The following is a 25,145-nucleotide window of genomic DNA, read 5'->3' as shown; positions in this document are numbered from 1 at the left end:
AACACGTCATCGGTCAACCGGGAGCCCAATCATGCTGATCTCCACCACCTCCACCGTGCAGCCGCACACGGTCGAAAAGTACCTCGGCCTCGTCAGCGGCGAAGCCATCCTCGGCGCGAACGTGTTCAAGGATTTCTTCGCGGGCATCCGCGACGTGCTCGGCGGCCGTTCCGGCAGCTACGAAAAGGTCCTGCGCCGCGCCAAGCAGGAGGCGATGGAAGACATGCTCGACCAGGCGCGCGGGCTCGGCGCGAACGGCGTGATCGGCGTGGATCTGGACTACCAGACCATCCAGCTGCAGGACGGCGGCGCGATGATGATGGTGTCGGTGTCCGGCACCGCCGTGCGCGTGACGGGCGCCTGATCGACGATGCATCCTGCGCTGTCGGTCATCCTGTTCACCACGCTGTCGGGCACCGGCTACGGGATGCTCGCCTGGTTCGGGCTGCGCTGCGCATGGTCGCCGCTTGTGCCCGACCGCACGCTGCTGGTGATGGTGTTCGGCACGGCGCTGGCTCTGATCACCGTCGGCCTGTTCGCCTCGGTGGCGCATCTTGGAAAACCGCTGCGCGCGTGGCGCGCCTTCAGCCAGTGGCGCAGTTCGTGGCTCTCGCGCGAAGGCGTGCTGGCGGTGCTCGGTTATGCGCCGACGCTGCTGCTGTTCGCGCTGCTGTGGCGCGGCGGCGACGGTGCGTGGACGCGGGTCGCCGGCGGCGCGACGGCTCTGTTCGCGCTCGCCACGGTGGCCTGCACCGCGATGATCTACGCTTCGCTCAAGCCCGTTGCCGCATGGCGCCACCGCGGGGTGGTTCCCGGGTATCTGGGCTTTTCGCTGCTCGGCGGCGCGTGGATGCTGGGATTCCTGCTGGCACTGCGCGGCATGGTGCCCGCGCGCGATGCGCTCGGCGCGAGCGCGACCGTGCTGCTGCTCGGCCTTGCCTTGCTGGCGCTCAAGCTGCGCTACTGGCGCGACACCGACGCTGCGCCGTTTGCCAGCGATGCCGAACGCGCCACGGGCCTGGGTGCGTTCGGCACCGTGCGCAGTTTCGAGGCGCCGCACACCGAAACCAATTACCTGCTGCGCGAGATGGGATTCGTGCTCGCGCGCAAGCATGCGACGCGCCTGCGTACCCTCGTGCTGCTGCTCGCGTTCGCGCTGCCGGCGCTGGCGTTGGCCCTGGCGCTGCTGTGGCCCGCGGCGTCGCTGCCTGCGCTGATGGTGGCCGCAGCGACGTTCCTGCTCGGCGCCTTCGTCGAGCGCTGGCTGTTCTTCGCGCAGGCACGCCATACCGTGGCGCTCTACTACCGCGCGGGCGAATCCTGACGCGCGCCGGGCAGCGCATGGCCGCACAATCGGTCCGAGTTCACAGGGGATTCACCCCCGCACACCGCCCTGCACCTAGCATACGCGGCGCGCCACGCCGGCCTCGCTGCCCGTCCTTCGGCGCCCTTCCGCTGTCTGTCCTCCGGAGATCTCCATGACCAAGCCCCTCGCTCTCGCGATCGCGCTGCTGTGTTCCGCACCGTTTGCCGCCACCGCGCAGGAAACGTCCCCCACCGGCTGGACCGGCACCGGCGAGCTCGGCCTCGCGCTGTCGCGCGGCAACTCGCGCTCGGACAATCTCAACGGCAAGCTGCAGTTCCAGAACGAGGACGCGGAGTGGAAGCACAACTACTATCTGTCGGTGCTGCGCTCCAAGGGTGAGGTCAGCGGCGATTTCGACGGCGACGGCACCCCCGAGGAGCGTTTCGAACTCACCGCCAACCGCTACGAGGCCGGCGCGTCGAGCGCGATCAAGGTCAACGAGATCAGCTCCTGGGTAGCGGCGCTGCGCTACGAGAACGACGACTTTGCGCCGTTCGAAAGCCAGGCCACGTTCTCGATGGGCTACGGCCACAACTTCATCAAGAACGAGGTCACCACGCTGAGCGCGGAAGTCGGTCCCGGTTACCGCCGCGCCAAGAGCGCGGAGACCGGCGAGACCGAAAACGACGTCATCGCGCGCGGCCTGCTCGACTTCAAGCACAAGCTCACCGACAACACCGAGCTGTACAACACCTTCCTGGTCGAGTCCGGCGACGACAACACGTTCGGCCAGAACGACACCGGCATTTCGGTGGCGATGAACGAATCGTTCGCGCTCAAGGCCGGCGTGCAGGTGCGGCACAACACCGAGGTCGGCCCGGCAACGAAGAAGACCGACACCCTCACCAAGGTGAACCTCGTCTACAACATCAAGTAGGCCGCGCCGCCGGCGATCAGCCGCCGGCCAGCAGTGCGCCGGCGCCCGCGTCGAGCAGGCGCTGCGCGACCGCCTCTCCCACCGCCGTCGGTGACTTGCGTGCACCGGAGGCCTCGGCCCGCACGCAGCGGCCGCTGGCGGCGTCGCCGACGAGGCCCGATAGATGCAGGGTGCTGCCATCAAGCGTGCAGTAGGCGGCGATCGGCACCTGGCAGCTGCCGTGCAGGCGGCGGTTCATCGCGCGCTCGGTCTCCACGCAGAGGCGCGTGGCCTCGTGTTCGAGCGCGCCGACGAGCGCCTGCGTGGCGCTGTCGCCGGCGCGGCATTCGATCGCGATCGCGCCCTGCGCGCCGGCCGGCAGCCAGTCGGGGGCGACGAGGCGTTCGCGGATGCGCGTGTCCAGGCCCAGCCGCTGCAGGCCGGCGCACGCGAGCACGATGGCGTCGTACTGCCCCGCGTCGAGCTTGCCCAGGCGCGTGTTGACGTTGCCGCGCAGATCCACGAGTTCCAGATCCGGCCGCCGCGCGCGCAGCTGCGCCTGGCGCCGCAGCGAGGACGTGCCCACGCGCGCGCCGTGCGGCAACGCCGCCAGGGATGCGTGATCGTTCGAAACGAACGCATCGAACGGGTCGGCCCGTTCCAGCACCGCCGCAAGCACGAACGGCGGATCGAGCTCCATCGGCACGTCCTTGAGCGAGTGCACGGCGATGTCGGCGACACCGTCCAGCATCGCCACTTCCAGTTCCTTGAGGAACAGGCCCTTGCCGCCGATGGTGGCGAGCGAGCGGTCGAGCACTTCGTCGCCGCGCGTGGACAGCGGCACCAGCTCCACCTGCAGCTGCGGGTGCAGGGCGCGCAACCGCGCGGCGACGTGTTCGGTCTGCCACAAGGCCAGCGCGCTCTTGCGCGTGGCGATCCGCAACGGCGTCACGCGCGCTGCGCCGTCACAGCTGGCGCATCCGCTGGCGCAGGGTCGGCAGGCAGCGGCGGCTGACTTCGATTTCGTGCGTGTCGTTGCGCATGCGCACGAGGTCGCGTCCCTGGGAATCGCGCCCCAGTTCCTTGAGCTCGGTGCAGGCGATCAGGCAATTGCGGTGCACGCGCACGAAGGTTTCGGAGAATTCGGTTTCCAGCGCCTTGAGCGAATCCTCCACCAGATCCTCGCCGCCGGCGTGGTGCACCACCACATATTTTTCCTCGGCCTGCAGGTAGCGGATGTCGCGCACCGGGATCAGCCGCAACTCGCCGCGCAGGCGCGCGGACAGATGGGTGCGGCGCGGCTTCTGCGGCAGCGCGTCGCCGATCGCGCGCAGCCGGTCGGAGGTGAAGCGGCGCGCGCGTTCGAGCGCGGTGGCGAGCCGGTCGGCGCGGATCGGCTTGACCAGGTAGTCCACCGCGTTGGCGTCGAAGGCGGCCAGCGCGTGGTCGTCGTAGGCGGTGCAGAACACGATGGCCGGCGCGGGGTCGAGCGTGCCGATGTGCTGCGCGGCTTCGAGGCCGTCGAGCACCGGCATCGCGATGTCGATCAGCACCACGTCCGGGCGCAGGTGCGCGGCCAGTTCGCAGGCTTCGCGGCCGTTGCCGGCCTCGCCCAGCACCTCGTGTCCGCCGAGGTCGGCGAGCAGGTCGCGCAGGCGCTGGCGGGCAAGCGGTTCGTCGTCGGCAATGAGCAGTTTCATGCGGCGTGGGTCGTCGTGCGGGCGGGGATGCGGCGCGGGCTCAGTCGAGCGGCAGCCACAGGGTGGCCACATAGTAGCCGTCGCGCGCATCGGTCGTCATATGCGCGAGCGGCCCGAAGCGGTGCCGCAGGCGCTGCGCGATGCTTCCCTGCGCATGGCGGTTGCCTCCGTCCAGGCCGCTGCGCTCGGCCGGGTACGGATTGCGTATGTCCAGCCGCAGCACGGGGCCGTCGACATGCGCCGCAATGGTGATCGTGCCGCCGCCGTCGAGCCGTGCCACGCCGTGCATCACCGCATTTTCCACCAGCGGCTGCACGATCAGGCGCGGCATCGGCAGCGCCCGCGGCAGGTCGGCATCGAGTGTCCACGCGACCTGCAACCGGTCGCCGAGGCGCAGTTGCTCGATCGAGAGGTAGCGTTCGGCCAGATGCAGCTCCTCGCCGAGCGTGGATTCGCCGTGGCCGGCGCCGAGCGCGGCGCGGAACAGGTCGGCGAGATCCTCGATCGCGCGCTCGGCGGTGCGCGGATCGTGCCGCACCAGGCTCGCGATGGAGTTCATGCTGTTGAACAGGAAGTGCGGCTTGATGCGCGCCTGCAGCGCGCGCACTTCCGCCTGGGCGTGCGCGGCCACCTGGGTGCGCCACTGTTCGCTGACGTAGAAGTAGCGCAGCAGCGCCGCGCCGAGCAGCAGCGCCACCGCCCCGCACACCAGCACGAAGGCCGCCGCGTCCTCGCGCGGCACGGTCCACTGCGCGCCGAGCGCAAGATCGATCATCACCACCAGGCTCGATCCCGCGAGCGCCACCAGCACCGGAATGGCCAGCGCGATCGCCACGCCGCGCAGCAGCGGCTGGGTGTCGATCCACGGGCGCACGCGGCACAGCGCACCCACCGACAGCGATGCCAGCCATTGCGCGAACAGGCTCGCGGTGAACAGGTTCACCCACGCGTCGGGCGTGGTCGGCAAGCGGATCAGCACGGCGGTGAGCACGGCCACTTCCACCGCCACCATCACGCCGAACAGCGTCGGCAGCCGGCAGAAATCCGGCAGCCACGGGCGCACGCTGGACCAGGCGGGGGCGGGGCTGTCGTCGGTGCCGGACATGCGTGCAGCCTAGCCGGTGTCGCGCCCGTTGCGCAGCGCTCAGGGCGCCGCGGCGGCGAACCGCTCGCCGAGCCAGTCGCCCAGGTCGGTGATTTCCTTCGGACTGACCGAATGCGGCATCGGGTAGTCGAACCAGTCCACGCGGTAGCCGAGGTTGGCGAGGTAGTCGCGGCTCATCTGGCCGAGCGCCACACCCACCACCGGATCCTGCGTGCCGTGGCCCATGAAGATCGGCACGGCGCGGTTGGCCTCGCTGCGTTCCGCGTCCGTGCGCTCGGCCATCGGCAGGTAGGTGGACAGCGCGACGATGCCGCCCAGCGGCCGCGCATGCCGCACGCCGGCCGCAAGCACGATGGCGCCGCCCTGCGAGAATCCGGCGAGGATCACGCGTTCGCTCGGAATGCCGCGCGCCGCTTCGCGCGCGATCAGCGCATCGACGGCCTTCACCGACGCGTAGATGCCGTCGACATCCTGCCGCTGCGCGATTTCCAGCCCGAGGATGTCGTACCACGCACGCATGCGCACGCCGTTGTTGATGGTCACCGGGCGGATCGGCGCATGCGGAAAGACGAACCGGATCGCCGGCCAGTCGCGCCGCGCGAACTGCGGCACGATCGGCTCGAAGTCGTGCCCGTCGGCGCCGAGGCCGTGCAGCCAGATCACAGCCCACGCGGGGGTGTCGCCGGTGGTGAGTTCGATGCCGTCGAAGGCCTGGGCCATGGTGCGGGAGCTCGCGAAGAGAAAGACCGCTATGAAAACACAGGCGAGCCGGAGATGGCTGGATCCGGGACTTCGGACGCTGTCGCGGCCGACCCCCTTCCGGCTGCCGCCACCTTCCCCCGCTGCGCGGGAGAAGGACTCCTCCGCTGCAGTTTTCGGCATATCCGGGCTGGTTTGCATCGCACACCGCCGCGGGGCATCGCGTTGCTGCTTCGTGCCATCCTCCTGCAACGCGGCGGCATTGCCTCGCAGCCGCATACCGGAATCCTTCTCCCGCAACGCGGGGGAAGGTGGCGACAGCCGGAAGGGGGTGCTCTTCCTCCCCGCACCGACCACCACCCCGATCAAGACACTACCTCACTCCCCCTGCGACGCCACCAGCGCCCGCCAGTCCGGCGCCGCCGGCCACGGCCCTTCGAACGTCCCTTCCAGCGCACGCCGCAGATCGCGCCGGTCGAGCTGCGGCGCAAGCGTGGTCAGCAGGCCCAGCGTGTAGTCGCGCGGCACGCGTTCGCGCGGCAGGATGGCCCAGGCCACGCAGTTCGAAAAGTGCGGATCGCCCGGCAGCGTGGCGAGGTCCGCGCCGTCCTCCGGCAGGATCGCCATCTCGGCCAGAATCCCGACCCCGAGCCCGGCGCGCACGTAGGTCTTGATCAGGTCGGCATCGCGCGCGGTGAACGCGATGCGCGGCGTGAGCCCGGCCTGCGCGAAGGCCTGCCGCAGCGAGGACTCGGGCTTGAGCGAGGACTCGTAGCTCACCAGCGGTTCGTCGGCGAGCTCGGCCAGCGTGGGCGCGCGCGCGAGTCGTGCGAGGTGGTGGCTGTTCTGCACCAGCACCACGCGCTGCCAGCGGAACAGCGGCACCGCGATGCCGCCGCCCGGCGCCTGCCCGGAGCTGCTCACCAGCGCCACGTCGGCGCCCTTGCCCAACTCGTCCAGCGCCTCGCCTTCGCCGGTGGGCGTGAGATGCACGCTCACGTCGGGATAGGCGCGCTTGAGCCGCGCGATGGCGCCGGGCAGCACGTAGCGCGCCTGGGTGTGGGTGGTGCTCAGGAACAGTTCGCCGACGCTTTCGCGGCGCAGGTTGGCGGCCAGCGCGCGGATGTTGTTGGCCTCGTTGAGCACCAGGCGCGCGCGCGCGATCACCTCCACGCCCGGCGGCGTGACCGATTCCAGGCTCCGCCCCTTGCGCGCGAACAGCGGAAAGCCGAGCTCGTCCTCGAGTTGCTTGAGCTGTTTGGACAGACCCGGTTGCGTGGCGTGCACGCGCTCGGCCGCCAGGGTGATGTTGAGGCCCGAATCGGCGATGGCGACGAGGTAGCGCAGCTGGGTCAGGGTCATGGGGCGGGATTCGGGATTCGGGATTCGGGATTCGGAAAAAAAGCTGGGTGGGTGGGTGGGCGGACGCTAGCCCGACGGTCGCGATGCGTCCAAGAAGGCTGCACGGCGAGCTTATGCCAGAAAGGCATAAGAAGGTGCGGGGCGGCCATTTCCGGCGGCGCGGCGCGGCGCGCAGGATCGTGATCCGTCCGGCCGCCGCCCCATCCGCATGACCTCCCGCCTGTTCCCGCTGTTCCTCGATCTGCGCGGTCGCGCCGTGCTGGTGGTGGGCGGCGGCGAGGTGGCGCGACGCAAGATCGCCGCCCTGCTCGACAGCGACGCGGCCGTGCAGGTGGTGGCCCGCGCACTGCACCCGGCCGTGCAGGCCTGGGTGGATGCAGGACGCATCGCCTGGCGTGCCCGCGACTTTGCCGACGAGCATCTCGATGGCGCCTGGCTGGTCGTCGCCGCCACCGACGATCGCGCCGTCAACGCGACGGTGGCCGCCGCCGCCGCGGCGCGGCACCTCTACATCAACGTTGTCGACGACGCCGATCTGTCCAGCGCGCAGGTGCCGGCGGTGATCGACCGCAGCCCGCTGCAAATCGCCATCTCCAGCGGCGGCGCCGCGCCGGTGCTCGCGCGGCAGCTGCGCGAGCGCATCGAGGCCATGCTCGACGACACCCTCGCACCGCTCGCAGCGCTGCTGCAACGCTGGCGCGAGCGCATCCGCACGCGCCTGCCGCACCTGCCGACGCGGCGGCGGTTCCTGGAATCCCTGCAGCACGGCGCGGTGGCCGATCGCCTGCGCCAGCAGCGGCCGGACGCGGCCGAGGCCGAGCTGGCGCGCGCGCTCGATGCGGCGGACACGGCGCCACGCGGCTTCGTGTCGATCGTCGGCGCCGGCCCGGGCGATCCGGGCCTGGTCACGCTCAAGGCCCAGCGCCGCCTGCAGGACGCCGACGTGATCCTGCACGATCGCCTGGTGCCGCGCGCCGTGCTCGCGCTGGCGCGGCGCGACGCCGAACTGATCGAAACCGGCAAGCAGGCCGGCCATCACCACACTGCGCAGGACGCCATCCACGCGCTGATGCGCGAACACGCGGACGCCGGCAAGCGCGTGGTGCGGCTCAAGGGCGGCGACCCGTTCGTCTTCGGCCGCGGCGGCGAGGAGCTCGAATACCTGCGCGCGCACGGCATCGACTACGAAGTGGTGCCCGGCATCACGGCCGCGCTCGCCTGCGCCGCCCACGCCGGCGTGCCGCTCACCCACCGCGACCACGCGCAGTCGGTGCGCTTCGTCACCGCGCACTGCAAGGCCTCGCTCGACACGCTCGATTGGCAGGCGCTGGCGCAGGAACGGCAGACACTGGCCGTCTACATGGGCGTGGCGGGCCTTGCGGCCCTGCGCGAACGCCTGATCGCGCACGGCCGCGCACCGGGCACGCCGTTCGCGCTGGTGGAAAACGGCGCGCGGCCGGACCAGCGCATCGTGCTCGGCACGCTGGCCGACCTGCCGGCACGGGCGCGGGCGCATGCGGTGCAATCGCCTGCGCTGCTGCTGCTGGGCGAGGTGGCGGCCCTCGCCGCGGACCTGCACTGGTTCGGTGCCGCACCGCTCGGTGCGCCGCAGGCCGCGGCCCCGGACGACGGCGCCGCGATGGCGCACGCGGCGTGAAAACAGCGTTTCCCGACGGCATGCGGCGCAGCGCCCGTCCGCCGCCGCCACCCGCCCCGCCGCACTGCTAGGCTCGCATCGCCGCGCCGACCCCGTTTCCACCGGAGATCCCTCCATGCTCTACGACACCATCCTCGACACCATCGGCAACACACCCATCGTGCGCCTGCACCGGCTCGCGCCCGAGCACGTGACGCTCTACGCCAAGGTGGAATCGTTCAATCCCGGCGGCTCGGTGAAGGACCGTCTCGCGCTCGCGATCGTGCTCGACGCCGAGCGCAGCGGCGCGTTGCAACCCGGCCAGACCATCGTCGAGGCCACCTCCGGCAACACCGGCGTCGCGCTCGCGATGGTGGCGGCCGCGCGCGGTTATCCGTTCGTCGCGGTGATGACCGAAACCTTCTCGATCGAACGCCGCAAGCTCATGCGTGCGTACGGCGCCAAGGTAATCCTCACGCCGGCCGCCGAACGCGGCAGCGGCATGGTGCGCCGCGCGAAGGAACTGGCCGCGCAGCACGGCTGGTTCCTCGCCAACCAGTTCGACAACCCCGCCAACCCGGCCTACCACCGCAGCACGACGGGCCCGGAAATCCTGCGCGATTTCGCCGGCAAGCGACTGGACACCTTCGTCACCGGCTGGGGCACCGGCGGCACGCTCACCGGCGCGGGCGAGATCCTCAAACTCGCGCGACCGGATCTCAAGATCGTGACGTGCGAACCGGCCGGCGCGTCGCTGCTCGCCGGCGCCGAATGGAAACCGCACAAGATCCAGGGCTGGACGCCCGATTTCGTGCCGGGCGTGCTCAACCGCAGCGTCGCCGACGACATCATTCCCATCGACGACGTGCTGGCACGCGACACCGCGCGCCGCCTCGCCGCCGAAGAAGGGATCTTCGTCGGCATCTCCGCCGGTGCCACCGCCGCCGCGGCGTTGAAGGTGGCCGAGACGGCCGAACCGGGCAGCGTGATCCTGACCATGCTGCCGGACACCGGCGAGCGCTACCTCAGCACCTTCCTGTTCGAAGGCGTGAACGAAGCCTCGGACGACGAGTGGCTCGGCACGTTGCCCTGATCGAATGCCTTTCTCGAAGCGGCGCGAACACGGCTGCACACGCCGCGGAACGTCGTCCCGCGGCGCGGTGCGTCACGCCGCTGCGTCACGGTGCGGCTTCAGGTCGATGGTCGCCTGGTCGGAGAGGCTGCCGGCTTCGCCGGTGACGCCGGCCACGAGCAGATAGAGCGCCTTGCCGAAGATCGAGCCCGGCCCGTCCCAGTATTCGGCGCTTTCCGCACGCACGCGGATCAGCACGAGGTTGGGGTCGTCCTTGCCGCCGGGGAAGAAGATCTTCATCGCCGGCGACCAGAGTTCGTCGATCTTGGCGCGGTCGCGGACGATGGTTGCGGTGCCCGCGACCGACACGTAGCTGTTGCTTCCCTTCGACGCATACGCCGCATTGACGCGCGGGTCGGCCTGGATCTCGGCGACCTTCTCGCTGTCGGCCCCGGTCGCGAACCACAGATCGCCGTCGAATTCGACCTCCTGCGTGCCGAGCGGACGGCTGACGAGACTGCCGTCGGCCTTGCGCGTGGTCAGCATGGCGATGTCGACGCCCTTGATCAGTTCGGCGAGTTTCCTGATGTGTTCCGCGCGGGTGGTTGCATGTCGATCGCTCATGATGCGCTCCTGGCAATGGATGATGGGTCGATGCCGTGCGGCCGGCACGGCGCGGGCGGGACGAGGCGGTGCCGCGGACGATCAGGCCGCGCGGCGGGCGTGCCGGCCCTCGGCGATCTCCTCGATCACCTTGGCGCTGAACTGCTCAAGATCCTTCGGCGTGCGGCTGGTGACGATTCCGTTGTCGGTGACCACCGCCTTGTCCGCCCACAGCGCACCGGCGTTCTCGAGATCCTTGCGGATGCTGGCGACGGAGGTGACTTCGCGGCCTTCGAGCAGGCCGGCGTCGGCGAGCACCCACGGGCCGTGGCAGATCGCCGCGACCGGCTTGCCGGCGGTGGCGATGGCCTTGACGAAGTCCAGCGCGGAGCGTTCCGTGCGCAGCGCATCGGGGTTGAACAGACCGCCGGGAACGAGCAGCGCGTCGTAGGCATCGGCACGCACCTCGGACAACACGCGATCGACCTTGACCTGTTCGCCTTTCTCGAAATGGCGAAAGCCCTGGATGCTGCCGGCCTTCAACGAGATCACGTGCACCTGCGCACCGGCGTCGGTCAACGCCTTCAGCGGGTGGGTGAGTTCGGATTCCTCGAACCCGTCGGCGGCGAGGATGGCGACGGTCTTGCCGTGAAGCTGCTTGCTGGCCATTTGGAACTCCCTTGTGTGGACGCGACTTCTGTGTCGCCTCCGCAAGGTAGCTGTCGCCGTGGCGTTGCAGGTGAAACGCGGGTGAACCGTGGCTCCGCGGTCGGTGCGGATTCATCCGCGGCCACGCGGGCACGGGCCAATTGCATGCCCGTGGCGATCGGCGCCTCGCAAAACGCCCTGCGCGCGTGTTGCGAACGACCCCGCCGTGGCGAGAAACCCGACCATTCTGCTGAAAACGATCACGCGCCGCTGCGGCGATTGTGCGGATGTCCGCGGCACGATGTCGACGACACGATGCCCACGCCAGCCACCATCGCATACAGTAGCGCCGGCATCGCGGACAGGGAGCGCGGCAACGTGGGCATGGGCGACACCTCGACGACGGCAGCATGCGCAGGCGACCGCGGCACGCTCGCGCGATGAACCCGGCCGCACCCCGGTTCGCATCCGTCGACGCACTGCGCGGCAGCACGGTGGCGGCGATGCTGCTGGTCAACAACCCGGGAGACTGGGGCCATGTCTACGCGCCGCTGCAGCATGCGGCATGGCACGGCGCGACGCCGACCGACCTGGTGTTCCCGCTGTTCCTGTTCCTCGTCGGCGTGTCCACCGCGCTGGCGATTTCGCCGCGCGTCGAACGCGGCGATGCACCGGCGGTGCTGATGCGTGCCGTGCTGGTTCGGGCCGCACGCATCGTGCTGCTGGGGCTGCTGCTGCATCTATGCGCGTTCGTGCTGCTGGACCAGGCGCACTTCCGCCTCTGGGGCGTGCTGCAGCGGATCGGAGTGTGTTTCGCCGCGGCCGGACTGGCTGCGATCTTCATCGCTGCGCGGCGGCAGTGGGCGCTGTTCGCCGCGCTGGTGCTCGGCCATTGGGCCCTGCTTGCCGCCGGCGGCACGCTCGCGCCGTTCGACAATGTCGCGAGCCGCGTCGACACCGCGCTGTTCGCGCCGTGGCTCTACCAGTTCGACCCCGTCACCGGCCGCGGACACGACCCCGAGGGACTCGTCGGCACCGTGCCCGCCATCGCGACCACCGTGCTCGGCCTGCGCGCCGGCGCGTGGTTGCGCGCGGGCGACGTGCGTGCGCTCGTCGCCGCGGGCGCGATCGCACTGGCTGCGGGTCTCGCGTGGTCGCTGGTGCTGCCGCTCAACAAGAACCTCTGGACATCCTCGTACGTGCTGTGGAGCGGCGGCATCGCGATGCTGGTGCTTGCGGCCTGCCACGCGGCGATCGATCGCCGCGGCTGGCCTGCGCTCGGTCGGCGGTTCGGCGTCAACGCCATCGCGGCGTATGCCGGTTCGGCGCTGATGGTCTACGTGTTCGTCGCACTCGGCGGGTGGCAGGCGCTCTACGATCACGCCTTCGCGCGCTGGATGACGCCGCTGTTCGGACCGTACGTGCCGTCGCTCGCGTTTGCGGTGGCGTTCGTGGCGTTGTGGTGGGCGATTGTGCGGTGGATGGACCGCCGAGGGATCCACGTCAGGATCTGACCTGCTCGCGCACCCCGCCGATGTAGGTCGCGACCACATCGAGCCCCGCGTCGAGCACGGCAAGATCGGCGCGCATGCCGGCCGCGATGCGGCCACGTTCGCTCGCAAGGCCGAGGAACTGCGCGGGATACAGCGAGGCCATGCGTGCCGCCTCCGCCAGCGACACGCCCAGCGTCCCCACGCTGTTGCGCACCGCCGCGGCCATGTCGAGCGCGGAGCCGGCCAATGCGCCGGCGGCGTTGCGGCAGATGCCGTCGACCGCGGTGATGGTCTCGCCGTACAGCACGAACGCCGGATCGTCGCTGCCCACCGGCGGCATCGCGTCGGTGACGAGGAAGACCTTGCCGCACGGCTTGGCCGCAAGCGCCACGCGCAGACTTGCGGCGTGCACGTGGTGGCCGTCGACGATGATCCCGCACCAGCTGTCGCGGTCGTCGAGCGCGGCGCCGACCGCGCCCGGTTCGCGTCCCTGCAGCGGCGTCATCGCGTTGTAGAGATGGGTGAAGCCGCGCACGCCGGCATCGAGCGCGGTGCGCATCTGTTCGAAGGTGGCGGCGGTGTGGCCGGCGGCGAGGATCGCACCGCCGGCCTGCAGCGCGCGCAGCGTGTCGACCGGCAGTCGCTCGGGTGCGAGCGTGATCAGCGTGACGCTACCACGCAACGACGTGGCCAGCGCGATCTCGTCGGCATCCGGCACGCGGAATTGCGCCGCATCGTGCGTGCCCTGGCGCGCGGGCGCGAGGTACGGCCCTTCCAGATGCACGCCGATCACGCCCGGCACACCCTGCGCGATCGCCGCGTCCACGGCCGCGAGCGCGGCGCGCATGGTCGCGGCATCGTCGCTGATCAGCGTCGGCAGGAACGCGGTGGTGCCGAAGCGCCGATGCGCCGCGCCGATGCGGCGGATGCCCTCGACGCTCGGATTTCCGTTGAACAACACTCCGCCACCGCCGTTGACCTGGCAATCGATGAATCCCGGCACGAGCCACGCACCGCGCAGATCGTGCCGCGTCGCCGAGGCGTCGCGCAGCTTCGCATCCGCATCCACCGCGACGATGCGCTCGCCTTCCAGGCGCACCGTCACGCCGTCGACGAACTCCTCGCCCACCAGCACGCGTCCGTTGACCAGGTGCACCGCCATCACACGGTTTCCGTAACCTTGTTCAGGTGCGGCGGCACATCCGGGTCGAAGCCACGCCGCCGCGCCAGCGATTCGATCGCGCGATAGAAGCTCTGGATCGCCAGCAGTGGCGCCAGCGCGGGATGCGGCGACGACGCAAGCCGCAGGTCCCCGTGCGACGACGCCAGCCACACCTGCGCTCCACGCGTCCGGAACTCCTGCGCGAGCGCGATCGTTCCGGCTTCGGTCTCGTCCGGTTGCGCGACACACAGCACCGGGAACCCCGGCCCGACCAGCGCCATCGGCCCGTGCTTCACCTCGGCCGAACTGTAGGCTTCCGCATGCAGGCCGCAGGTTTCCTTGAACTTCAGCGCGGCTTCCTGCGCCACGGCAAGCCCCAGGCCGCGCCCGAGCACGAACAGGTTGCGCGCGTCGACCAGGCCATCCGCGAGCGCGGTCCAGTCGATGCGCCACGCCTCGCGCAGTGCCGCCGGCAGCGCGGGCAGCGCATTGCGCAGGTCAGGCTGCGGACTCCACAGCGCCGCAAGATGCGCGATCGCGGCGAGCGATGCGATGTAGCTCTTGGTCGCGGCCACGCTGCGCTCGGGACCGGCATGCAGCGGGACCACGGTGTCTGCGAGCTGCGCCAGCGGCGAATCCTCCACGTTCACCAGCGCCACCACGCGCGCGCCGCCATCGCGCGCGGCTTCCGCGTTGCGCAGCAGGTCCGGGCTCTTGCCCGACTGCGAGATCGCCAGGAACAGGGCGCCGTCGAGCCGCTGCGGCACGGCGTAGACCGAGCCCACCGAGGGCGATGCGGACGCGGTGACGATGCCCAAGCGCGTCTCGAACAGGTACTTGGCGTACGTGGCGGCATGGTCGGAACTGCCGCGCGCACACGTGACCACGAAGCGCGGCGGCGCGTGCCCGAGCGCCGACGCGAGTGCGGCAACGATGTCCGCGTTGCGCTCGAACTGGCGTGCGACCACATCGGCGGCCTCGGCCGCCTCGGCAAACATCAGCGTCGGCGCGGCGGCGTTTCCTTCCGGGGTTCGGATCATTGCGTACCTCCTTCGCTGTGCAGTTCGGCGACGAAATCGTAGGCATCGCCGCGGTACCAGGAACGGGTGAACTCGACCGCACGGCCATCGGCGAGGAAGGCACGGCGTTCGATCAGAAGGCCCGGACTGCCGACGGGCAGCGCCAGCTGTCTGGCCTGGCGCGCATCGAACGCGACCGCGCGCAGCCGTTGCAACGCACGCACGGGGCGATGGCCGCGCGCCTCGAGCGCGTCGTAGAGCGAGTGCCGCACCAGCAGCGGATCGGGCAGCAGCGCCTGCGGCACGACGCTGCGTTCGATCGCGAGCGGCTGACCGCCGCCGTGGCGGACGCGGTGCAGGCGCACGACGCGCGTGCCGGGCGAGAGATCGAGGGCCATCGCTTCGTCCGGCGTGACCTCGCCGATGCCGCGTTCGAGGACCTCGCTGCGCGGATCGAGGCCGCGTGCGCGCAGGTCGTCGCTGAAACTGGTGAGGCGCGAGAACGGTTTGACGATGCGCTCGCCGGCGACGAAGGTGCCGGCGCCGCGGCGCTGCACCAGCAGGCCGGCATCGACGAGGCCGGACAGCGCCTTGCGCACGGTCACGCGCGAGAGCTTCAGCGCCTCGGCGAGATCGCGCTCGCTCGGCAGCGGCTGACCGGCGGTCACGCGACCGCCGTCGATGGCCTGCTGCAGCACCTCGCGCAGGCGGGCGTAGGCAAGCGCGCGGCCGCCGTCGGCCCGGGCGAGACGCGAGTAGTCCTGGCGGAGTGCGCGAAGCATACCGATACAATACCACTACAATACCAATCGCGCACATCTGAGGCGGGTTGTCGCTGCCCCTCACCGTCGTCCCGGCGAACGCCGGGACCCAGTGGCTTTGCTCGATTCCGACATGGCGGAGCAACGTCGCTGGGCCCCGGCGTTCGCCGGGGCGACGGTGGGGCGCGGGTGGCGAAGTTGATTGCGGCAATGCATACGTTTGCTAAACACACATTCAGGCCACAGGCGGTCGCACGATCCGGCGATCTGGTATCTAATTGGTTTTCCCGCCCCCAAGCGCCCGCCGATGACCAGCCACACCCTCCCCGTCGACCGTTTCGATCTCGCCATCTTCGGCGGCACCGGCGACCTCGCGCTGCGCAAGTTGCTGCCGGGCTTGTTCCGCCGGTTCCTCGACGGGCAGATCGTGCCGGGCAGCCGCATCCTCGGCATTGCGCGCGATGCGCTCGACGACGACGCCTACCGCGCGCGGGTCGGCGAGGCGCTGGAGCGCTCGGGCTGCGGCGCCGGTCCGCGCACGGCCGAATTCCTCCAGCTGATCGGCTTCCGCACGCTCGATGCCACCGCCGACCAGGGCTGGGACGCGTTCGCCGGCGAGCTGAAGGCGCGCGAGCCGCGGCCGGTGCGCGTGTTCTACCTCGCCGTGGGCCCGGCGCTGTTCGTCGACATCTGCGAGAAGCTGCGCACGCACGGCCTCAACGGCGACGATGCGCGCATCGTCATCGAAAAGCCCATCGGCAAGGATTCCGCGAGCGCCGCGCGCATCAACGACGCCATCGGCGCTGGATTCGACGAACGCCACATCTTCCGCATCGACCATTACCTCGGCAAGGAAACGGTGCAGAACCTGCTGGCGCTGCGTTTCGCCAACGCGCTGTTCGAACCGCTGTGGAACGCCGCGCACATCGACCACGTGCAGATCACGGTGGCCGAAACCCTCGGCATGGAGCAACGCGCGAGTTACTACGACACCGCCGGCGCGCTGCGCGACATGGTGCAGAACCACCTGCTGCAGCTGCTGTGCATGGTGGCGATGGAACCGCCCGCCACCCTCAATGCCGACGCGGTGCGCGACGAGAAACTGAAGGTGCTGCGCGCGTTGCGCCCGATCGACGCGGGCAACGCCGCCGCCCTCACCGTGCGCGGCCAGTACCGCGCCGGCGCAGCCGCCGGCAAGGCCGTGCCGGGCTACGCCGAGGAACTCGGACGCAGCGATTCGCGCACCGAAACCTTCGTCGCGCTCAAGGCCGAGATCGGCAACTGGCGCTGGGGCGGCGTGCCGTTCTACCTGCGCACCGGCAAGCGCCTGGCCGAGCGGGTGTCGGAGATCGTCGTGAGTTTCCGCCAGGTGCCGCATTCGATCTTCGATGCCGCCAGCGGACCGGTCACGCGCAACAAGCTCGTGCTGCGGCTGCAGCCGGACGAGGGCGTGAAGCTCTTCCTGATGATCAAGGAACCTGGCCCCGGCGGCCTGCGCCTCAAGCGCGTGCCGCTCGACATGACGTTCGCCGAAACCTTCGGCGTGCACCAGCCCGAAGCCTACGAACGCCTGCTGATGGACGTGGTGCGCGGCAATCCGACGCTGTTCATGCGGCGCGACGAAGTGGAAGCGGCGTGGCAGTGGATCGACCCGATCCTCGCGGCGTGGAACGCGGATCGCGAACCGCCGAAGTCGTACACGGCGGGCTCCTGGGGGCCGGGCGCAGCGGTCGCACTGATCGAGCGCGACGGGCGCACCTGGCACGAAGAATCGGACTGAGGCTAGCGTCCGGCCGCCTCCAGACGGGACAGCCATGCGTCCGCGCTGAGGATGGGGCAAGCGAGTTGCCCCTGCAGGCACAGCAGATCCCTGTCGCCGCTGATCAGGACATCTGCCTTCGCGACGACGGCCAGATGCAGGAACGGCAGATCGAAACGATCGCGGCAGCGCGGCACGGGCGGCAGGATCTCCGGCAGCTCGACGGTTTCGCACAGCGGAAGGTAGTCGGCCAGCAACTCGGCCTGATCGTCCGCGGCGAGACGGAACTTCGGGTAGGCAAGCACCCGCAACAATTCTGCGGCCGTGGCACGCGATACCAGAGGAATGCAGCGCCGCGCCTGCCAGGCCGCGCGCAGCGGCGCGCAGCGTCCGCCGGCGAAGAGCAGCGCCGACAGCACGAGATTGGTATCGATCACCACGCGCGGCGGCCGCCGCGGCCGGCTCATTTCGCGGCGCGACGTTTGGCCGGTGCGCCCTGCGCGTCGGTGCGCGCCCATGCGACTGCGGCGGCGATGTCGTCTTCGTGCAGATCGAGTTCGGCCAGCTTGGCGCGCACCGCGTCGCCACGCTGGATGCGCACCGGCGTCAGGACGATCTGGCCATTGCGCGTTTCGACATCGAAGTACTCCGACGCACCGACCGCCGCCGTCACGCTCTTGGGCAGCGTGAGCTGATTCTTGGAGGTCATCTTCGCGAGCATCTGCTGCGGCCGAAAGTAAGGAATCCTTACTTTAAGGCCGATCCCGGCGCGAATCAACCCGCCGCCGGCTTCATCGGCGCCGTCGACCCGCGCACCACGAGCTCCGGGCTGAACCCGCGATTCGCGAGCCCCGCGCCACCCTCGCCGCGCCCCTCGCGCCGCAGTTGCGCGATCAGCAGTTCGGCGGCGTGGCGCGCCATGTCTTCGGTCGCCTGTTTTGCGGTCGTGAGCGGCGGCCACGATTGCTTCGAGAACGGCGAATCCTCGAAGCCGGCGATGGACAGATCGAACGGCACATGCATGCCGCTCGATTTGGCCGCCGCCAGCACGCCGGCGGCGATCTCGTCGTTCGAGCCGAAGATCGCGCTCGGCCGCTGCGCCAGCGCGAGCAGCTTGCGCGCACCGCGGAAGCCGTCGTCGAACGAATAGTCGCCTTCGACGATGAGGCTTTCGTCGAGCGCGATGCCGTAGTCGTGCAGCGCCGACTCGTAACCCCTGTAGCGCTCCCAGCTGGAGCGGTGCGACTTGCCGCCCCACAGAAAGCCGATGCGCTGGTGACCGAGCTGCACGAGGTGTTCGGTGATGTCGTAGGCGGCGTCGCGGTCGTCGAGGAAGACGCAGTCGGTGCCGTCCTTCGGATCGTCGGCGGCGGAAATGATGCGCACGAAGCGCACGCCGGCGGACGTGAGCGCAGCCAGCAGTTCCGCGCGTTCGGACATCGGCGGCGCGAGCACCAGACCCGCGAGGCGCGAGTGCGCGACGAGTTCGATCAGTTCCTGCGCCAGGGTCGGCGACGACGAATCGCAGGGATGGATCTGCAGGCCGTAGCCGCGCGCGCGGCAGGCGCCGAGCACGCCGTGCTGGATGCCGATGATGTAGTACGGGTTCGGGTTGTCGTACACCACGCCGATGGCGTACGACTGCGCACTGCGCAGGCTGCGCGCGGACGCGTCCGGCTGGTAGCCGAGATCGGCCACGGCCTGCAGCACGCGTTCGCGCGTCTGCTCCTGCACGGCGGGTTCGTCGTTGATCACGCGCGACACCGTCTTAAGCGACACGGCGGCGCGGGCGGCAACGTCTTTGATGGTGGGTCTGCGCAGCAACGTGGGGCCTTGGTGGGGTATCTGATGACGACAGCTTACAGACGGATGCTCAGCGGAGTCAGCGAGTCGATCCCTACCGAAACCACTCCAACGTCATTCCCGCGAACGCGGGAATCCAGTGACCTTGCTCTGCTTTGTTTGTTGGGGAGAGCCAGACCGGGAAACGTCACTGGATTCCCGCGTTCGCGGGAATGACGGGTGGGAGGATGCGGGCTCCATCCGCTGCAGCGTCACGTAGCGTAGTCGTGCTGCAGGGGCTTGGGAATGACACGTATGTCGGCGTCATTTCCTCCTCCCATCAAACAGCGCCCACCGTCACGCCGCAGCCGCCATCAATCATGCATGCCCGCCCTGTGCCCCCGCAACGCGAAATACAGGATGTACAGGTAACACGGCGCCATCAGCAGCAGGAACACGAGCTGGAAGTCGTAACTCTGCTTCAGCCACGCGAACAGCTGCGGCACGATCGCGCCGCCTGCAATGCCCATGACAAGCAGCGCCGAGCCCTTCTCCGTCAATGCGCCCAGGCCGCGGATCGCCAGCGGAAAGATCGCCGGCCACATCATCGCGTTGGCGAAGCCCAGCGCCGCCACGAAGCCAACCGACACGTAACCGGTGGTGAGATACGCGCCCAGCGCAAGCAGCAGCCCCAGCACCGCCGAATAGCTCAGGTAGCGCTCCTGCGACACGAAGCGCGGAATCACGATGAGCCCCACGATGTAACCCAGCAGCATCGCGGTCAGCGTGAACGAGGTGAAGAACTTGGTCTCGTCCAGCGGCAGGCCGAAGCCGTTGCCGTAGGTGCCGATGGCGTCGCCCGCCATCACTTCGGCGCCGACGTACATGAAGATGCACAACGCACCGAGCCACACGTGCGGATACGCGAACAGACTGCGCGACGCACCGTCGCCGGACGACGCGTTGACCTTGGACGCCTCGATGTCCGGCAGCGGCGAAAACACCACGCCCACCGCCAGCAGCACGAGGATGCCGGCCATCGCCAGGTACGGCAGGTGGATCGTCGCGGCGAAGTTGTCGAGCAGCGTCTCGCGCGTGGCGGCGTCGGCTGCGGCCACCTGCGCCGACAGATCGCCGATGCCGTGCAGCACCAGCGCGCCGATGACGATCGGCGCGAGGATGCCGGCGATCTTGTTGCAGATCCCCATCACTGCGATGCGCTGCGCGGCGCTGTCGATCGGACCGAGGATGCTGATGTACGGATTCACCGCGGTCTGCAGCAGCGCGAGCCCCGCGCCGATCACGAACAGCCCGCCGAGCGCGCCGGGGTACCAGCGGCGCAGCGTGAATTCGCCGAACAGCGCCGCGCCGACCGCCATCACGAACAGGCCGAGCGCGATGCCCTTCTTCATGCCCGTGCCCTTGAGGATCCACGACGACGGCAGGGCCAGGAAAAAATACGAAAGGTAGAACGCGAACGGCACGAGGAAGGCGTTGATCTCATCCAGATCGAACGCGAGCTGCACGAAGGTGATCAACGGTCCGTTGAGCCAGGTGACGAAGCCGAAGATGAAGAACAGCGCCCCGATGATGCCGATCGACACGAGGGTGCCATTGCGCGGCGCCGGCGCCGCAAGTGTGCTGCTGACCATGTCTGCTCCCCGCGCGCCGCGATGACGCGCTCTGTCCTGTTTCGTGTCTTGTGACGCTGAATTGTCTCATCACGCCACCGACCCCACCGCCGACGACGCACCGCATCCTTGCACAGCCGGGCAGGCCGCGCCACGTCCGGCAATGCCGATACAGACCGATGCTGCACAGCGGCATCGCAGGCCTCGATGAGGAAAATTCCGCTAATTGCTGATTAAGAACGATCATCCCGATGTCCGGTTCGGACGATCCGGGAAACGCGGCGCCACCCTGCTGCGGCGCAACCACGGGCCTGTCAAAAAACTGCCACAGACCTGTTGACAACGTTGTCATCGCATGTCCCAATCTGGCGCCACGGGCATCGGGGGATGGCCGCTCGGCATCGGAACGGGGAACCACACGTGGTGCGAATCGTCAGCCAACGCGACGTCGACAGCCTGCCGCAGCACTTCATCGCGGCCGACGTGGGCGGCACCCATGCCCGCCTCGGCCTCGTGCGCACCGGCGGCGACGCGGGCACGCGCGGCGGTACGCTGCAGGTCGCGCACTACCGCAAGTACGCCTGCGCCGCGTACGCGAGCCTTGCCGACATCCTCAACGATTACATGGGCACGCTCGACGTGGGCCCGGTCACGCAGATCGTCATCGGCCTGCCCGGCTACGCGCTCGACGGCGTGGTCATCAACACCAACCTGCCGTGGCCGGTGTCGATCGCGCAGATGCGCGCGGCGCTGGGCCTGGACGCGATCGCGCTGGTCAACGACTTCGAAGCGGTGGCGCACGCGGTGCCGCGCATCGACCCGTCCGAAACGGTGATCGTGGCGCCGGGCACCGGCGACGTGCTGCGCAAGCCGGTGATCGTGGTCGGGCCGGGCACCGGGCTCGGCGCCGCGTTGCGCATCCCCAACGGCGCGCGCGATCTGGTCCTCGCCACCGAAGCCGGCCAGGCCGCGTTCGCGCCGACCACGGACCTGGAAATCGAAATCCTGCGCGTGCTGCGGCGGAAGAACTCGCACGTCTCGGTGGAGCATCTGCTGTCCGGCCCCGGCCTGATGAACCTCTACGCCGCGCTGTGCGCACTGCGCGGCGAACTGCCGACGCTGCACGCGCCGGTCGAGATCAGCGACGCGGCACTGCGCGCGGGCGATTCGGCCGCGGCGCAGGCCCTGCATGCGTTCTGCGGACTGATGGGCAGCATCGTCGGCGACCTGGTGCTCACCACGGGTGCGCAGGGCGGCGTGTACCTCGCCGGCGGCATCCTGCCGCAGATCCGCGATTTCCTGCTCAAGAGCGGATTCACCGCGCGCTTCCTCGACAAGGGCGCAATGCGCACCGTACTCGAACGCGTGCCGGTGCGGCTCATCGAACACGGCCAGCTCGGCGTCATCGGCGCGGCGAGCTGGCATCTGGACCACGCACGAACGGATCACCAGCGCGGCCAGTGACGGGCGCGCGGCAGCAGGTTTCGACGGACACGACGTCCGCAGCACGAGTTGCAACACACGGGGCCGGTGCGGACGGGGGACGTCCGCCGGAACAGACACGCAGGAGTCCGACCATGAACCACACGTACCGCAAGCGCATCCTCGCCGCCAGCATCGTCGCGGCGCTCAGCCTCTCCGCCGCAGCGAACGCGCAGACCGCGCGCGATCGCGACGCGGCCGAGGAACTCGACACCATCGTCGTCACCGGCATCCGCGGCAGCCTCGCCGAATCGCTCAACACCAAGCGCGAGGCCGACGCCATCGTCGACGCCATCACCGCCGAGGACGTGGGCAAGTTCCCGAGCACCAACGTGGCCGAGGCGATGACCATCATCCCCGGCGTCACCATCGATCGCCTGTTCGGCCAGGGCGAGCGCATCAGCATCCTCGGCACCGATCCGGCGCTCAACCGCACCCTGCTCAACGGCCAGACGGTGGCGTCCGCCGACTGGTTCATCCTCGACCAGCCCGGCCGCACCTTCAACTACACCCTGCTGGCGCCGCAGATCGTGGGCAAGGTCGAAGTGTTCAAGTCGCCCGAGGCGCGCATCGACGAGGGCAGCATCGGCGGCACCGTGATCGTGTCCACGCGCAAGCCGCTCGACATGGAGAAGAACTTCATGGTCTCCGGCGCGCTCGGCTACTACTACAACGACCGTTCCGAGGAAGGCGATCCGCAGGGCTCGGTGATGGTGGGCTGGAAGAACGCGGCGGAAACCTTCGGCTTCACCTTCTCCGCCAACACCTCCACCGAGGAATTGCGCCGTGACGGCCTGGAAGCCTACGGCACGGTCTCCGCGCTCGACTACCGCGACGGCCAGGGCGGCGGCGGCTCGATCAACAACCCGCCGATGAACTGGGGCACGGGCGAACCGTATCCGCCCAGCTGCACCGGCGCCTGCGCCGACGAGATCAACAACAACCTCACCGCGCGCGGTCCCAATTCCTGGGGCACGAGCTACTTCGAACAGAAGCGCGAGCGCGACAGCTACACCGCGAGCCTGCAGTTCCGCCCGAACGACAACCTCGACATCGAGTTCAACGCGCTGCGCGTGGACGCGAGCTACGACAACACCAACCAGAGCCTGTTCGCGTTCATGGGCAATGCCTGGAATTCGCTGATGCGGCTGGACGAGGTCGACATCGAGAACGGCATCATCCAGCGCGCGCACTTCACCAACGCGCTATCGGTGCTCGACGTGCAGTACCGCGAAGCCGAAGTGCAGACCGATTCCTACGACCTCAAAGGCACGTGGACCGACGACTACTGGTTCCTGTCCGCGCACATCGGCACCACCAAGGCCGACGGCGGCACGCAGCGCCAGCTCTTCGGCGAATTCCTCAACTGGTCGGACTACAGCTACGACATCAGCGGCGCGCCGAACAATCCGGGCACCATCACGTACGACAACGGCAACGTGCTCGGCAACCCCGACGCGTTCCGCGTCGACGGCGGCTGGGGCACCGATCCGAGCAGCCCGGCCACGTGGAACACCGGCTGGGGCGGCAACCTCGTGTCGAAGCCGACGGAAGATTCCGAAGACTACGGCCAGATCGACTTCGGCTTCGACCTCGACTCCACCGTCAACCGCCTCTCGTTTGGCTACAAGCTGCGCAAGCACAAGACCGCGCAGGTGATGAGCGGCGTGGCGGTGGCGGCCGTGGCCGGCTACGGCGATGCACTGGCGTCGCTGTTCAACGCAGGACGCGTCCCGGACAACTATCTCGACGGCTTCGGCGGCGTCAACGACCAGATGCGCAACCGTTTCATCATCGACGGCGACGCGATGGCCGACTGGATCGCGAGCGGCGCGTGGCTCGCACCGTGGCAGACGATGCCGGTGCCGGGCACCTTCATCGACCCGAGTTTCGTCGCGGAAACCTGGAGCGTGGAGGAAGATGTCGACGCGTACTACGCCCAGGCCGACTTCGCCGGCGACCGCATCCGCGGCAACTTCGGCGTGCGCTACGTGCAGACCGACCTCACCTCCGACAGCTGGATCTGCACCGCCGGCGTGAGCCCGTGCCCGGTCAACGGCTACGCGCCGGTGAGCCGCAAGCGCGACTACGACAACATCCTGCCGAGCTTCAACATCGCCTTCGACGCGAGCGACGATTTCGTGCTGCGCTTCGCCGCGGCCAAGGTGATGGCGCGGCCGAACTATGCGGATCTGTCGAGCTATCTGTGGCTGTCGGACCAGATCCTCAACGGCGGCGGCGGCAACCCGGACCTCGATCCGTACCGGTCGACGAACTTCGACCTTTCGGCGGAATGGTATTTCTCCGAGGACGCGATCTTCGCCGCCTCGCTGTTCTACAAGGACATCAGCGACTACATCCTGATCACCACCGCGCCCGAGACGCACTACAACCAGGCGCAGCAGACCGACACGGTGTACCAGATCGGCCGTCCGCAGAATGCCGGCACCGCCGAAATCAAGGGCGCGTCGTTCGCGTACCAGCAGAACTTCGGCGCGGGCTTCGGCCTGGTCGCGAACTACACCTACGCCGACGGATCGTCGAGCACCGGGCGCGATCTGCCGTACAACTCGCGCGACCAGGTCAACATCAGCCCGTTCTACGAGTACGGCGATTTCAGCGCGCGCATCAACTACGGCTGGCGTTCGGAGTACTTCACCAGCGTGGACCGCGGCGACGAGATGTACGCCGACGATTACACCTCGGTGGATGCGACGATCGGTTACCGCTTCAGCGACAACTGGTCGATGACGGTGGACGGCATGAACCTGCTCGACTCGGAGTACTACACCTACGCCAACACGCCGGAGCTGCCGCGCGGCACGTACCGCACCGGCAAGCGCTACATGGCGACGGTGCGGTTCCAGTTCTGATCGGCGCAAGCGTGACCCGTCGCCGCGCGTTGCGGCGGCGGGCGCGGATCCGGCACGGCGCACCGTCCCCGCGTCGTGCCGGGTTCGCGGTCCTGCGAACGTCGAGTCGAACTCCCCGCGTCGAGGCGAAGCCATC

Annotated in this window: 24 protein-coding genes; 10 read left to right on the top strand and 14 right to left on the bottom strand. The window is 69.2% G+C overall.

Going from position 1 to position 25,145, the window contains the following annotated elements; genetic code table 11:
• Positions 1 to 31: 31 nt before the first annotated feature.
• The 3 genes from HNQ52_RS11450 to HNQ52_RS11440 all read left to right on the top strand — a co-directional run bounded on the left by HNQ52_RS11450 (position 32) and on the right by HNQ52_RS11440 (position 2,243).
• A complete protein-coding gene (locus HNQ52_RS11450) occupies positions 32 to 364 on the top strand; it encodes a YbjQ family protein (RefSeq protein ID WP_183961311.1) in 333 nt (110 codons plus the stop codon).
• A 6-nt stretch (positions 365 to 370) separates the two neighbouring features.
• The gene (locus HNQ52_RS11445; protein WP_183961310.1) at positions 371 to 1,324 is read left to right on the top strand and encodes a dimethyl sulfoxide reductase anchor subunit family protein; all 954 of its coding nucleotides are present in this window, start codon (positions 371 to 373) and stop codon (positions 1,322 to 1,324) included.
• A 154-nt stretch (positions 1,325 to 1,478) separates the two neighbouring features.
• The gene (locus HNQ52_RS11440) at positions 1,479 to 2,243 is read left to right on the top strand and encodes a DUF481 domain-containing protein (protein WP_183961309.1); all 765 of its coding nucleotides are present in this window, start codon (positions 1,479 to 1,481) and stop codon (positions 2,241 to 2,243) included.
• Between the two features lie 16 nt (positions 2,244 to 2,259).
• On the opposite strand, the gene hemC is transcribed toward HNQ52_RS11440, so the two are convergent.
• The 5 genes from hemC to HNQ52_RS11415 form a co-directional block, all read right to left on the bottom strand.
• Complete coding sequence (gene hemC, locus HNQ52_RS11435) at positions 2,260 to 3,174, bottom strand: hydroxymethylbilane synthase (protein ID WP_183961308.1); 915 nt, start codon at positions 3,172 to 3,174, stop codon at positions 2,260 to 2,262.
• Positions 3,175 to 3,187: 13 nt separating this feature from the next.
• The gene (locus HNQ52_RS11430; protein ID WP_183961307.1) at positions 3,188 to 3,922 is read right to left on the bottom strand and encodes a LytR/AlgR family response regulator transcription factor; all 735 of its coding nucleotides are present in this window, start codon (positions 3,920 to 3,922) and stop codon (positions 3,188 to 3,190) included.
• A 40-nt stretch (positions 3,923 to 3,962) separates the two neighbouring features.
• Positions 3,963 to 5,027, bottom strand: coding sequence for a sensor histidine kinase (locus HNQ52_RS11425; protein ID WP_183961306.1), 1,065 nt, complete (start codon positions 5,025 to 5,027; stop codon positions 3,963 to 3,965).
• Between the two features lie 39 nt (positions 5,028 to 5,066).
• Complete coding sequence (locus tag HNQ52_RS11420; protein WP_183961305.1) at positions 5,067 to 5,747, bottom strand: alpha/beta hydrolase; 681 nt, start codon at positions 5,745 to 5,747, stop codon at positions 5,067 to 5,069.
• Between the two features lie 357 nt (positions 5,748 to 6,104).
• Entirely contained in the window at positions 6,105 to 7,088 is a 984-nt protein-coding gene (locus HNQ52_RS11415) for a LysR family transcriptional regulator (protein WP_183961304.1), read from the bottom strand.
• A 208-nt stretch (positions 7,089 to 7,296) separates the two neighbouring features.
• Between HNQ52_RS11415 and cysG the strand changes: the two genes are divergently transcribed.
• Both cysG and cysK read left to right on the top strand, forming a co-directional pair.
• Positions 7,297 to 8,745: a siroheme synthase CysG gene (gene cysG, locus HNQ52_RS11410; RefSeq protein WP_183961303.1), complete on the top strand. Its 1,449-nt coding sequence runs from the start codon at positions 7,297 to 7,299 to the stop codon at positions 8,743 to 8,745.
• 115 nt (positions 8,746 to 8,860) lie between these two features.
• A complete protein-coding gene (cysK, locus tag HNQ52_RS11405) occupies positions 8,861 to 9,817 on the top strand; it encodes a cysteine synthase A (RefSeq protein WP_183961302.1) in 957 nt (318 codons plus the stop codon).
• Positions 9,818 to 9,889: 72 nt separating this feature from the next.
• Here the strand turns inward: cysK and HNQ52_RS11400 are convergent, their stop codons facing one another.
• Both HNQ52_RS11400 and HNQ52_RS11395 read right to left on the bottom strand, forming a co-directional pair.
• A complete protein-coding gene (locus tag HNQ52_RS11400; RefSeq protein WP_183961301.1) occupies positions 9,890 to 10,420 on the bottom strand; it encodes a pyridoxamine 5'-phosphate oxidase family protein in 531 nt (176 codons plus the stop codon).
• Between the two features lie 81 nt (positions 10,421 to 10,501).
• Positions 10,502 to 11,068 carry a type 1 glutamine amidotransferase domain-containing protein gene (locus HNQ52_RS11395; RefSeq protein ID WP_183961300.1) on the bottom strand — a complete coding sequence of 189 codons (567 nt, stop codon included), beginning with the start codon at positions 11,066 to 11,068 and terminating at the stop codon, positions 10,502 to 10,504.
• A 144-nt stretch (positions 11,069 to 11,212) separates the two neighbouring features.
• Here HNQ52_RS11395 and HNQ52_RS11390 point away from each other — a divergent pair, with 144 nt between their 5' ends.
• Both HNQ52_RS11390 and HNQ52_RS11385 read left to right on the top strand, forming a co-directional pair.
• Positions 11,213 to 11,491 (top strand): hypothetical protein, encoded by a 279-nt coding sequence (locus HNQ52_RS11390; protein ID WP_183961299.1) that lies wholly within the window; start codon positions 11,213 to 11,215, stop codon positions 11,489 to 11,491.
• Positions 11,488 to 12,561, top strand: coding sequence for an acyltransferase family protein (locus HNQ52_RS11385; protein WP_183961298.1), 1,074 nt, complete (start codon positions 11,488 to 11,490; stop codon positions 12,559 to 12,561). The genes HNQ52_RS11390 and HNQ52_RS11385 overlap by 4 nt, the downstream gene beginning before the upstream one ends.
• Here HNQ52_RS11385 and nagA read toward each other — a convergent pair.
• From nagA to HNQ52_RS11370, 3 genes are read right to left on the bottom strand one after another with little or no spacing between them, the layout of a single operon-like run.
• Positions 12,551 to 13,702 carry an N-acetylglucosamine-6-phosphate deacetylase gene (gene nagA, locus HNQ52_RS11380; protein ID WP_183961297.1) on the bottom strand — a complete coding sequence of 384 codons (1,152 nt, stop codon included), beginning with the start codon at positions 13,700 to 13,702 and terminating at the stop codon, positions 12,551 to 12,553. The genes HNQ52_RS11385 and nagA overlap by 11 nt on opposite strands.
• A complete protein-coding gene (locus tag HNQ52_RS11375) occupies positions 13,702 to 14,742 on the bottom strand; it encodes an SIS domain-containing protein (RefSeq protein WP_246387797.1) in 1,041 nt (346 codons plus the stop codon). The genes nagA and HNQ52_RS11375 overlap by 1 nt, the downstream gene beginning before the upstream one ends.
• Positions 14,739 to 15,503 carry a GntR family transcriptional regulator gene (locus tag HNQ52_RS11370; protein WP_183961296.1) on the bottom strand — a complete coding sequence of 255 codons (765 nt, stop codon included), beginning with the start codon at positions 15,501 to 15,503 and terminating at the stop codon, positions 14,739 to 14,741. The genes HNQ52_RS11375 and HNQ52_RS11370 overlap by 4 nt, the downstream gene beginning before the upstream one ends.
• Before the next feature lie 286 nt (positions 15,504 to 15,789).
• Here HNQ52_RS11370 and zwf point away from each other — a divergent pair, with 286 nt between their 5' ends.
• Complete coding sequence (zwf, locus tag HNQ52_RS11365) at positions 15,790 to 17,262, top strand: glucose-6-phosphate dehydrogenase (protein ID WP_183961295.1); 1,473 nt, start codon at positions 15,790 to 15,792, stop codon at positions 17,260 to 17,262.
• Between the two features lie 2 nt (positions 17,263 to 17,264).
• On the opposite strand, the gene HNQ52_RS11360 is transcribed toward zwf, so the two are convergent.
• The 4 genes from HNQ52_RS11360 to HNQ52_RS11345 all read right to left on the bottom strand — a co-directional run bounded on the left by HNQ52_RS11360 (position 17,265) and on the right by HNQ52_RS11345 (position 20,675).
• Entirely contained in the window at positions 17,265 to 17,708 is a 444-nt protein-coding gene (locus HNQ52_RS11360) for a putative toxin-antitoxin system toxin component, PIN family (protein ID WP_183961294.1), read from the bottom strand.
• The gene (locus HNQ52_RS11355; protein ID WP_246387796.1) at positions 17,705 to 17,950 is read right to left on the bottom strand and encodes an AbrB/MazE/SpoVT family DNA-binding domain-containing protein; all 246 of its coding nucleotides are present in this window, start codon (positions 17,948 to 17,950) and stop codon (positions 17,705 to 17,707) included. The genes HNQ52_RS11360 and HNQ52_RS11355 overlap by 4 nt, the downstream gene beginning before the upstream one ends.
• A gap of 65 nt (positions 17,951 to 18,015) precedes the next feature.
• Entirely contained in the window at positions 18,016 to 19,062 is a 1,047-nt protein-coding gene (locus HNQ52_RS11350; protein ID WP_183961615.1) for a LacI family DNA-binding transcriptional regulator, read from the bottom strand.
• A gap of 335 nt (positions 19,063 to 19,397) precedes the next feature.
• A complete protein-coding gene (locus HNQ52_RS11345) occupies positions 19,398 to 20,675 on the bottom strand; it encodes a sugar MFS transporter (RefSeq protein WP_183961293.1) in 1,278 nt (425 codons plus the stop codon).
• Between the two features lie 402 nt (positions 20,676 to 21,077).
• Here HNQ52_RS11345 and glk point away from each other — a divergent pair, with 402 nt between their 5' ends.
• On the top strand, positions 21,078 to 22,118 hold the full coding sequence (gene glk, locus HNQ52_RS11340) for a glucokinase (RefSeq protein WP_343059337.1): 1,041 nt from the start codon (positions 21,078 to 21,080) through the stop codon (positions 22,116 to 22,118).
• Positions 22,119 to 22,231: 113 nt separating this feature from the next.
• Entirely contained in the window at positions 22,232 to 25,009 is a 2,778-nt protein-coding gene (locus tag HNQ52_RS11335; RefSeq protein WP_183961291.1) for a TonB-dependent receptor, read from the top strand.
• Positions 25,010 to 25,145: the final 136 nt, after the last annotated feature.

This window comes from Chiayiivirga flava (assembly GCF_014202825.1).
Classification (GTDB): Bacteria; Pseudomonadota; Gammaproteobacteria; order Xanthomonadales; family Xanthomonadaceae; genus Chiayiivirga; species Chiayiivirga flava.
This window is presented reverse-complemented; position numbering and strand designations above follow the sequence as displayed.

What these genes read in the sequence shown, in the direction of transcription:
- HNQ52_RS11450 (WP_183961311.1), top strand. Translation starts at nt 32, where the DNA reads ATGCTGATCTCCACCACCTCCACCGTGCAGCCGCACACGGTCGAAAAG.
- HNQ52_RS11445 (WP_183961310.1), top strand. Translation starts at nt 371, where the DNA reads ATGCATCCTGCGCTGTCGGTCATCCTGTTCACCACGCTGTCGGGCACC.
- HNQ52_RS11440 (WP_183961309.1), top strand. Translation starts at nt 1,479, where the DNA reads ATGACCAAGCCCCTCGCTCTCGCGATCGCGCTGCTGTGTTCCGCACCG.
- HNQ52_RS11430 (WP_183961307.1), bottom strand. Translation starts at nt 3,922, where the DNA reads ATGAAACTGCTCATTGCCGACGACGAACCGCTTGCCCGCCAGCGCCTG.
- HNQ52_RS11425 (WP_183961306.1), bottom strand. Translation starts at nt 5,027, where the DNA reads ATGTCCGGCACCGACGACAGCCCCGCCCCCGCCTGGTCCAGCGTGCGC.
- HNQ52_RS11420 (WP_183961305.1), bottom strand. Translation starts at nt 5,747, where the DNA reads ATGGCCCAGGCCTTCGACGGCATCGAACTCACCACCGGCGACACCCCC.
- HNQ52_RS11415 (WP_183961304.1), bottom strand. Translation starts at nt 7,088, where the DNA reads ATGACCCTGACCCAGCTGCGCTACCTCGTCGCCATCGCCGATTCGGGC.
- cysG (WP_183961303.1), top strand. Translation starts at nt 7,297, where the DNA reads ATGACCTCCCGCCTGTTCCCGCTGTTCCTCGATCTGCGCGGTCGCGCC.
- cysK (WP_183961302.1), top strand. Translation starts at nt 8,861, where the DNA reads ATGCTCTACGACACCATCCTCGACACCATCGGCAACACACCCATCGTG.
- HNQ52_RS11400 (WP_183961301.1), bottom strand. Translation starts at nt 10,420, where the DNA reads ATGAGCGATCGACATGCAACCACCCGCGCGGAACACATCAGGAAACTC.
- HNQ52_RS11395 (WP_183961300.1), bottom strand. Translation starts at nt 11,068, where the DNA reads ATGGCCAGCAAGCAGCTTCACGGCAAGACCGTCGCCATCCTCGCCGCC.
- HNQ52_RS11390 (WP_183961299.1), top strand. Translation starts at nt 11,213, where the DNA reads ATGCCCGTGGCGATCGGCGCCTCGCAAAACGCCCTGCGCGCGTGTTGC.
- HNQ52_RS11385 (WP_183961298.1), top strand. Translation starts at nt 11,488, where the DNA reads ATGAACCCGGCCGCACCCCGGTTCGCATCCGTCGACGCACTGCGCGGC.
- nagA (WP_183961297.1), bottom strand. Translation starts at nt 13,702, where the DNA reads ATGGCGGTGCACCTGGTCAACGGACGCGTGCTGGTGGGCGAGGAGTTC.
- HNQ52_RS11375 (WP_246387797.1), bottom strand. Translation starts at nt 14,742, where the DNA reads ATGATCCGAACCCCGGAAGGAAACGCCGCCGCGCCGACGCTGATGTTT.
- HNQ52_RS11370 (WP_183961296.1), bottom strand. Translation starts at nt 15,503, where the DNA reads ATGCTTCGCGCACTCCGCCAGGACTACTCGCGTCTCGCCCGGGCCGAC.
- zwf (WP_183961295.1), top strand. Translation starts at nt 15,790, where the DNA reads ATGACCAGCCACACCCTCCCCGTCGACCGTTTCGATCTCGCCATCTTC.
- HNQ52_RS11360 (WP_183961294.1), bottom strand. Translation starts at nt 17,708, where the DNA reads ATGAGCCGGCCGCGGCGGCCGCCGCGCGTGGTGATCGATACCAATCTC.
- HNQ52_RS11355 (WP_246387796.1), bottom strand. Translation starts at nt 17,950, where the DNA reads ATGACCTCCAAGAATCAGCTCACGCTGCCCAAGAGCGTGACGGCGGCG.
- HNQ52_RS11345 (WP_183961293.1), bottom strand. Translation starts at nt 20,675, where the DNA reads ATGGTCAGCAGCACACTTGCGGCGCCGGCGCCGCGCAATGGCACCCTC.
- HNQ52_RS11335 (WP_183961291.1), top strand. Translation starts at nt 22,232, where the DNA reads ATGAACCACACGTACCGCAAGCGCATCCTCGCCGCCAGCATCGTCGCG.